This is a genomic window from Komagataeibacter intermedius TF2 (assembly GCF_000964425.1).
In the GTDB taxonomy this organism is placed as follows: domain Bacteria; phylum Pseudomonadota; class Alphaproteobacteria; order Acetobacterales; family Acetobacteraceae; genus Komagataeibacter; species Komagataeibacter intermedius.
In genome coordinates this window covers 1-358 of sequence record NZ_BANF01000739.1, presented here as the reverse complement: position 1 = coordinate 358, position 358 = coordinate 1, and the positions used below count along the sequence as shown (strand labels likewise).

At 50.8% G+C, this 358-nt stretch carries 1 pseudogene; it reads left to right on the top strand.

Annotated features, from left to right (window positions below):
- Positions 1-150: pseudogene (locus B7449_RS19145) on the top strand (VapC toxin family PIN domain ribonuclease); the annotation flags it as partial.
- Positions 151-358: the final 208 nt, after the last annotated feature.

The window sequence follows — 358 nt, the reverse complement described above, 5'->3', positions numbered from 1 at the left end:
GAACGGAATGGCCGTATCATAGGTCCGTATGATCTCATGATTGCCGGGCATGCCCGGAGCAGGGGGCTGATTGTGGTGACCGGCAATCTGCGGGAATTTCAGCGGGTGGAAGGTCTTCGAACCGAGGACTGGTTGACTGACACGGTCTGACCGGGAAAGGCTGCGGCGAGACAGAATATTGATAAAAACGATTGTTTATCAATCGACTATGTCATGCAGTAGAGCCTCTCTACGAACCCGCTGACAAACTGCAATTTTCTTTGGTTGCAGGCTCCCTGAAACCAGATATGAATCCTTGATTTGACACGATAAACCCGCTCGCACACGGCGGGTTTTTTGTTGTCTGAAATTCCCTGCA